Annotated in this window: 9 protein-coding genes; all 9 read left to right on the top strand. The window is 62.5% G+C overall.

The window, feature by feature from the left end:
- The first annotated feature begins 848 nt into the window (after positions 1-848).
- Positions 849-1,694 carry a sulfurtransferase gene (locus ACFMO5_RS08075; RefSeq protein WP_376792240.1) on the top strand — a complete coding sequence of 282 codons (846 nt, stop codon included), beginning with the start codon at positions 849-851 and terminating at the stop codon, positions 1,692-1,694.
- Between the two features lie 56 nt (positions 1,695-1,750).
- Positions 1,751-2,002, top strand: a complete 252-nt coding sequence (locus ACFMO5_RS08080) for a sulfurtransferase TusA family protein (RefSeq protein WP_376792241.1) — start codon at positions 1,751-1,753, stop codon at positions 2,000-2,002.
- Positions 2,003-2,370: 368 nt separating this feature from the next.
- Positions 2,371-2,742, top strand: a complete 372-nt coding sequence (locus ACFMO5_RS08085; RefSeq protein WP_376792242.1) for an NADH-quinone oxidoreductase subunit A — start codon at positions 2,371-2,373, stop codon at positions 2,740-2,742.
- A gap of 17 nt (positions 2,743-2,759) precedes the next feature.
- Positions 2,760-3,257: an NADH-quinone oxidoreductase subunit B gene (locus tag ACFMO5_RS08090; protein WP_376792248.1), complete on the top strand. Its 498-nt coding sequence runs from the start codon at positions 2,760-2,762 to the stop codon at positions 3,255-3,257.
- Between the two features lie 293 nt (positions 3,258-3,550).
- On the top strand, positions 3,551-4,069 hold the full coding sequence (locus ACFMO5_RS08095) for an NADH-quinone oxidoreductase subunit C (protein ID WP_376792243.1): 519 nt from the start codon (positions 3,551-3,553) through the stop codon (positions 4,067-4,069).
- Between the two features lie 125 nt (positions 4,070-4,194).
- Positions 4,195-5,436 (top strand): NADH dehydrogenase (quinone) subunit D, encoded by a 1,242-nt coding sequence (gene nuoD, locus ACFMO5_RS08100; RefSeq protein ID WP_376792244.1) that lies wholly within the window; start codon positions 4,195-4,197, stop codon positions 5,434-5,436.
- Between the two features lie 101 nt (positions 5,437-5,537).
- On the top strand, positions 5,538-6,365 hold the full coding sequence (locus tag ACFMO5_RS08105) for an alpha/beta fold hydrolase (RefSeq protein ID WP_376792245.1): 828 nt from the start codon (positions 5,538-5,540) through the stop codon (positions 6,363-6,365).
- Positions 6,362-6,607: a hypothetical protein gene (locus ACFMO5_RS08110; RefSeq protein ID WP_376792246.1), complete on the top strand. Its 246-nt coding sequence runs from the start codon at positions 6,362-6,364 to the stop codon at positions 6,605-6,607. Before ACFMO5_RS08105 ends, ACFMO5_RS08110 begins: the two co-directional genes overlap by 4 nt.
- A complete protein-coding gene (locus ACFMO5_RS08115) occupies positions 6,585-6,974 on the top strand; it encodes a hypothetical protein (RefSeq protein ID WP_376792247.1) in 390 nt (129 codons plus the stop codon). Before ACFMO5_RS08110 ends, ACFMO5_RS08115 begins: the two co-directional genes overlap by 23 nt.
- Positions 6,975-7,149 lie beyond the last annotated feature (175 nt).

A 7,149-nucleotide genomic window follows, 5' to 3' on the forward strand; every position in this document is an offset into this window, starting at 1 on the left:
ATGTGATGAGCGGGCGGGATCGGGTCTGGCTGGTGGTGGGCACGGTGGGGCCGGAACGCCGGTGCCGTTACACCCTGGTGGAATGGGCGCTCCCCGCCCCGTGAGCGGCAAAACCGCGAACCCTGGGGTCCTCACGGAATCTCCTTATCCGTTCCAGAGCAACAGGGAGTCATCCTTGTGGAACTTCTGTGGGGCGCGAGCAATCGATGCGGCCCGCACCCCATTCGGGAACTTCCCTCTTCCTCGCGTGACGAAGTCGCATGGGAAGGGGAAATAGGAAGCCAATCCGCCCCATTGTGAAGGATCTCCCCCTATGGAAGGCCTTTCCTAAGGCCATCGTACAGCCTTACCAATCCGGGCCCCGGAGGTGCCCGGATCACCATGATCCCGGAACCTAGAAATTTCGCTGAACCTCTTGACAAAAATTGCCCCCCGTGCTATACATAGCCCCAAACTCCTAAGGTGATCGAAGGACGATGATGGGCATCCATCGGATTCCACCAGCTGGTGCGAGGGGCGCTCCGCGGCGGCGGATCGCCCAGCGGGTGGATTCCATTTCCCCGATGAACACCTGTATCTGTCCTAAGCGGGGGCAGTGGGCGGCCGCCCGCTTGGGACGCGCGCCCCGCTGAGCGGACTCGACCTCCTCCTGCCCCCGCTTTCCCCAAATCTGAAGCTCTCTACGCCACTGTAAGCTGAGATCTTCCCACTTTCTAGATATCCGGTTGGGTTTTCTACCTTCGTCCCTTTGTATCCAGATCCCGGGGATAGGGATATAGGGGACTAGAGGTCATGGACCCGGTCTAACCCCCTTCGCTTTCCGAGATGAACTGGGAAAGGAGGTTGCCATGGCGACGTATGCGGATCCTTTGGCGTTAGTGGATACGGAGTGGGTGGCCCAGCACCTTCAGGATCCGAAGGTGCGGATCGTGGAGGTGGATTACGACCCGGGCAGCGCCTATCACCTGGGCCACATCCCCGGAGCTGTCCTGTTCGACTGGCGCAAGGACCTGAACGACCCGGTGCGGCGGGATATCCTGAGCCGGGAGGCCTTTGAGGCCCTCAACAGCCGGGCCGGGATCTCGAATGACACGACGGTGGTTCTCTACGGCGATTTCCGGAACTGGTTCGCGGCCTTCGCCTTCTGGATCTACAAGCTCTATGGCCATAGGGACGTGCGCTTGCTCAACGGGGGCCGCAAGAAGTGGATCGAGGAGAAGCGCCCCCTCAGCCAGGAGGTGCCCACGTACCCGCCGGCGACCTACCGGGCCCAGGAACCGGACGCTCGGCTGCGGGCGCACCTCCCCTATGTGCTGAACGTGTTGGGCAAGCGAGGGATCGTCCTGGTGGACGTACGGTCGCCGGCGGAGTTCACGGGGGAGATCACCGCGCCGCCGGAATATCCCAACGAAGCGGCCCAGCGGGGCGGCCATATCCCCGGCGCGGTGAACATCCCCTGGTCCAAGGCCCTCAAGGATGATGACACCTTCAAGGACCCAGAGGCCCTGCGCCGGATCTACGAGGAGGCGGGGGTCACACCGGATCGGGAGGTCATCACCTACTGCCGGATTGGGGAGCGGTCCTCTGTCACCTGGTTCGTGCTGCGCCATCTCCTGGGGTACCCCAACGTCCGTAACTACGACGGCTCGTGGTCGGAGTGGGGCAACACGATCGGGGTGCCGATTGAGCGCTGAGCGCGCGGGGCGGGCCCCTGACTCAGGGGCCCGCCTATCCCGGATTGGAGGCTGCGATGCGAATCGTACAGACGGTTGATCTGCGGGCCCCCATCGAGCTGTGCACCGAGTCGCCCATCGGCCGGATCCAGCAGGCCCTGGCCGGCCTGGGCCCCGGGGAGGCGGTGGCCGTGCGGGTGCGGGGCTATGCGGATGAGTTCACAGTCACCGCGTGGGCGAAGCGCAACGGATACACCGTGGTGGAGGTCCAGCAGGAGGGAGAAGAAACGCGCATCGTGCTTGCAGCTAGATCCGGATCAGCCGGATAAGGTAACGATTCGGCCGTTTGCACGTCACGCAATATGGATATGGCGTCTCATCGTAAGTCTTCCCCTGGAGGATGAAGAAGGTAGGGTCCTTCCGCCTCTTCGCGGGGCTCCGAACCGAGTGGGACCATGTTGAATCGTTACGAAAAGGGATAATGATCATCTTCTTCGGATGTATTTGGGGGCTGCCAAAGGCAGCCCCCAAATGTTGTTGGCCTCCTTGACGATCTGAGGGGCCATGGGAAGACAATGCGTCTTTATGGGTTTCCAACCCTGGCGGGGCGACGGAACCCATGTTCCCAAACGCACAAAAGGTTGACGCCTCTCCCCTTTGTGGTAAAATGAACAAAAGCCTGCTTCAGAAGGTGCCTATGCCGGCGGGGACGCTGCTCGAGTATGTGCCGATCTTAACTTTGCTTCTGGTTGGGCTGGGGATTGGCGGGATCGCCTTGCTGGCCCCCCAGGTCCTGGCCCCTAAGCGGCCGAGCCGCCGCAAACATCTCCCCTACGAATCCGGCATGATCCCCATCGGGCCAGCACAGCGGCGCTTCCCGGTTAAGTTTTATCTCACCGCTCTGCTTTTTATTCTGTTCGATATCGAAATTATTTTCTTCTACCCTTGGGCCTTGCAAGTACGAGCCTTCAAGGCGCTGGCGTTGGTTGAGATGGCACTCTTCGTCTTGATCCTGCTGATCGGCTATGTCTACGCGTGGCGGAAAGGAGCGTTCGAATGGGAACGGTGAGCCAGCCGGTGGTGGGGATGGTGCCCGAGCAGAAGACGGGGGAGATGGGCGTGGTGGTGACCACCCTGGAGGACGCCCTGGAGTGGGTGGCGTCCTGGGGGCGCACCCGGGCGATGTGGCCGTTGCTGTTCGGATTGGCTTGTTGCGCCATCGAGATGATGGCCACCCAGGCCAGCCACTACGACCTCTCCCGATTCGGTATGGAGATCATGCGGGCCTCCCCTCGCCAGGCGGATCTCATGATCGTCGCCGGGCGGGTGAGTCGGAAGATGGCCCCAGTGGTCCGTCGACTTTACGATCAAATGACGGAGCCGAAATGGGTGATCGCGATGGGGGATTGCGCCTCCACCGGTGGGGTGTTCAATAACTACGCCATTGTCCAGGGGGTCGACGAGATCATCCCGGTGGATGTCTACGTCTCCGGCTGCCCGCCCCGCCCGGAGGGGCTCATCGAGGGCATCCTGGCGCTCCACAAGAAAATCCAGCAGGGCGGTCGGATTCGGCCATCGCGCTAATGGATGGCTTGCAGGGGGGTAGGGGGGCCGGGTGTCTGTTCTTTCATCCGGGGATGAAAGGGGTGCGGCTCTTTCCCCTTCTTACATTCCCAACCTTCGGGGAGATTGCCTGCTCGTCTAAAGTCCAACTGATTCAGGCGGTGAAGATCCCCTGAGGGATTTCAGGGCCGCGCGCAGCACCTTTGACGGCCCCGATCCTTATAGATGAGCCGCCTGCGCTTTGTGGGCTGGGCCGGGCGCCAAAAAGACGCCCGGCCCAGCCCATAAGAACTCTTGGGCTCAGGAGGGCAAAGGTGTCGCTCCAGGAGGTGATCGAAGCCGTTCGGTCGCGTTTCGGAGAGGCCTTGCAAGAGGTGATCGAGTTCCGCGGGGAAACCACTTTGGTGGTCCGTCGGGAGGCGCTGGTGGACCTTTGCCGTTTCCTGCGGGACGATCCCAGGTGCCGGTTCAATCTCCTCTCCGACCTGTGCGCCGTTGATTACTGGCCGGACCGCCCGCGCTTTGCGGTCAATTACCATCTCTACTCGCTCCCTCACAACCTGCGGCTTCGGGTTAAAGTGTTCCTGGAAGAAGACGACCCGGTGGTTCCCACGGTGACCGGGGTTTGGCCCACCGCGAACTGGCATGAGCGGGAGGTTTACGATCTCTTCGGCATCCGGTTCGAGGGCCATCCGGACCTGCGTCGCATCCTGCTCCCGGAGGATTGGGAGGGGCACCCATTGCGGCGGGATCATCCCCTGGTGGTGGAGCCGGTTCAGTTTTCGTTCAACTGGCGGGAGATCGATGCCCGGAAACCTTACGTGAAGGACTGAAGGGTCTCCGCGTAGGGCGCTCCGACGGCTGGGGTGTTTCTGCGGGCGGGCGGCGCGCTCTCGGCATGTCCTCCGCCCGCCATAGGGGTTCCTGATCCACGTTCCGTTCAAGAGGCTGGGAGAACATGACCCTTCGGGAAGGCGAGGTTCAAGCGTTCACCCTGGAGCAGCTGAAGCACTTGGTCTCGGAGCGGGCGCTCCGGGGCGAGACCATCCTGCTGAACATGGGCCCTCAGCACCCCAGCACCCACGGGGTGCTGCGCTTGCTGGTGGAGCTGGATGGCGAGACCATCGTCTCAGTGGTGCCCGACATCGGTTATCTGCACACAGGCATCGAGAAGCACTGTGAGTCCAGGACCTACACTCAGATCATCCCCCTGACGGACCGCATCGATTACCTCTCGCCCATGTCCAACAACCTGGCCTATGTGATGGCCGTTGAGAAGTTGATGGGGGTGGAGGTTCCCCTCCGGGCCCAATACATCCGGGTGATCCTCACGGAGCTCCAGCGGATCGCCAGCCACTTGGTCTGGCTGGGAACCCATGCCTTGGACATCGCGGCGATGAGCGTGTTCCTCTATTGCTTCCGCGAGCGGGAGATGATCCTCGACATTTTCGAAATGGTCTCCGGCCAGCGGATGATGGTCTCCTACTTCCGGGTCGGCGGGCTGTGGCGAGATGTCCCGGAGGGGTTCGAGGAGGCCGTGCGCGCTTTCCTGAAGCTCATGCCGGCCCGCATCAACGAATACGAGCGCCTGTTGAAGAAAAACCCCCTCTGGCTGCAGCGGACGAAGGGGGTCGGTGTGATCTCGCCCGAGGACGCCATCGCCTGGGGGGTCACAGGCCCATCCCTGCGGGGCTCCGGGGTGAATTACGATGTCCGCAAGGCCCAACCCTACTCCTCTTACGATCATTTCGAGTTCGATGTCCCTCTGGGGGAGAACGGGGACGTCTACGATCGCTTTATGGTACGCATCGAGGAGATGCGCCAGAGCTTGCGCATCATCGACCAGGCGCTGCGGCGCCTCCCCAAGGGGCCTTATATCACCCCGGACCGCAAGGTGACGCCACCTCCCAAGGAGGAGCTGGCCTGGAGCATGGAGGCCTTGATCCATCACTTCAAGTTCTGGACGGAGGGCTTCAGCCCGCCTCCGGGGGAGGTCTATCACGCGGTGGAATCGCCGCGGGGCGAGTTCGGGGTCTACATCAACAGCGATGGCTCCCCAAGGCCCCGGCGGGTCCACTTCCGGGCGCCGTCGTTCGTGAATCTGCAGGCGCTGCCGATCATGGCCAAAGGCAGTTTGGTGGCCGATCTGGTGGCGATCATCGGAAGCATCGACATTGTGTTGGGAGAGGTGGATCGGTGACGCGGGCCTGGGGGCTCATGGGCTGGAGGCGGGCAGAGGACAAGCCGTCGGGCGTCGAGTTTTATACGAAATCCAGTGATCCCCAATGAAGGGAGGATGCCATGCCCGAAGTGTGGATCCGGGGACGCCGGATGTTTTATGAGGAGCGCGGCGATGGCTTTCCTATCCTGTTCGGGCATAGCTATCTCTGGGATGCTCGGATGTGGGAGCCCCAGGTGGAGGCCCTCTCGCGGACTTACCGCTGCATCGTGCCGGAGATCTGGGCCCACGGCCGCTCGGATCCACCTCCCGATTCGCCCTATTCGGTGGACGCGTTGGCGGAGGACATGTGGGGCTTCGCCCAGGCGCTGGGGTTGAAGCGATTCGCGATCGTGGGCCTTTCGGTGGGTGGGATGTGGGGGATGCGCGTCGCTCTCAAATATCCGGAAGCGGTGGCCGCTCTTGTGCTGATGGACACCGATGCGGGGGCGGAGCCGGAGGAGTCCAAGCAACGCTATTTCGCCATGATGGCGGCGGTGGAGCAAGCGGGAACCCTCCCCCCGCCGATGCTGGAGGCCCTGGTTCCGTTCTTTTTCTCACCGAAAACGGTTCAGCGGAACCCGGAGCTGGTGGCCCGATTCAAGGCGAGCCTGGCGGCGATCCCAAGTGAGCGCCTTCCTGGGATCATCGCAATCGGTCGGGGGATCTTCAGCCGGTCCTCTGTGCTGGAGCGGTTGGGGGAGATCCGGATCCCCACCCTGGTGATGGTGGGTGCCGATGATGTGTCCCGGCCTCCTCATGAAGCGGAGCGCATGGCCCGGGCGATCCCCGGGGCGCGCCTGGAGGTCATCCCGGAGGCCGGCCACATCGCCAACCTGGAGCGTCCGGAGATGGTGACCCCGCTGCTGGAATCCTTTTTGGCTCAGGCACTGGGGGGAGCGGCTGCGTGAACAGCGGACAGCTGACGAATCGATACGCCCGTCAGATCCTTGCTGCCGTCCGCGAGGTGATCGGATCAGAGGCCTGGAGCCAGGCCTTGCAGGAAGCCGGGCTGGGGCGGTATCGGGAGGCGCTCCCCCCAATGAATCCCGAACCGGGGGTCCGCTTCGAGGAGATCTCCGCGTTCTGCCAGCACGTCCGGGAACGGTTCGGCCCTGAGGGGGGGGGTCGTGCTTCGGCGGATCGGTCATGAGGTGTTCCAACGAGATCTCCAAGCGTATGGCTGGGTGGCTCATTTGCTCCGGACCGTCATGGGCATCCTGCAGGCCCCGCAGGAGCGGGTTCGCAACGCCTTGCAACGGGCGGTTAACGTTGTGCGCCTGGAAACAGGCTCTGCACCTCGCGCCTGGCAGGAGGGGACTCGCTTCTATTGGGAGAACCCGCGCTGTCCTTATTGTGTCGGCGTGACCTGCGCAGAGCCATGTTGCGATCTGCCGGCAGGTGTGCTGGAGGCCCTCGTCGCCTGGATGTTGGAGCGGCCGGTGGATACGGTGCGGGTTGTAGAGGAAGCGTGTCGGGGGAGGGGAGAGAGTGCATGTCGCTACCGAATTGAGTGGTGAATGGATCTAAAGACGGTGTGGCGATCTTCATTCTCTGAGGGCTGAGGATGCTCAAGGAAAAATACGCTCAGGAGATCGAGGCGATCCTTTCGAAATATCCGGTGAAGCGCTCGGCGATCCTTCCCTTGCTCTACCTGGTGCAGCGGGAATACGGCTACTGCACGGAGGAGGGCAT

Origin of the sequence: Thermoflexus sp., from assembly GCF_042408365.1 — a bacterium.
Taxonomy (GTDB): Bacteria; Chloroflexota; Anaerolineae; order Thermoflexales; family Thermoflexaceae; genus Thermoflexus.

What these genes read in the sequence shown, in the direction of transcription:
- ACFMO5_RS08075 (WP_376792240.1), top strand. Translation starts at nt 849, where the DNA reads ATGGCGACGTATGCGGATCCTTTGGCGTTAGTGGATACGGAGTGGGTG.
- ACFMO5_RS08080 (WP_376792241.1), top strand. Translation starts at nt 1,751, where the DNA reads ATGCGAATCGTACAGACGGTTGATCTGCGGGCCCCCATCGAGCTGTGC.
- ACFMO5_RS08085 (WP_376792242.1), top strand. Translation starts at nt 2,371, where the DNA reads ATGCCGGCGGGGACGCTGCTCGAGTATGTGCCGATCTTAACTTTGCTT.
- nuoD (WP_376792244.1), top strand. Translation starts at nt 4,195, where the DNA reads ATGACCCTTCGGGAAGGCGAGGTTCAAGCGTTCACCCTGGAGCAGCTG.
- ACFMO5_RS08105 (WP_376792245.1), top strand. Translation starts at nt 5,538, where the DNA reads ATGCCCGAAGTGTGGATCCGGGGACGCCGGATGTTTTATGAGGAGCGC.
- ACFMO5_RS08090 (WP_376792248.1), top strand. Translation starts at nt 2,760, where the DNA reads ATGGTGCCCGAGCAGAAGACGGGGGAGATGGGCGTGGTGGTGACCACC.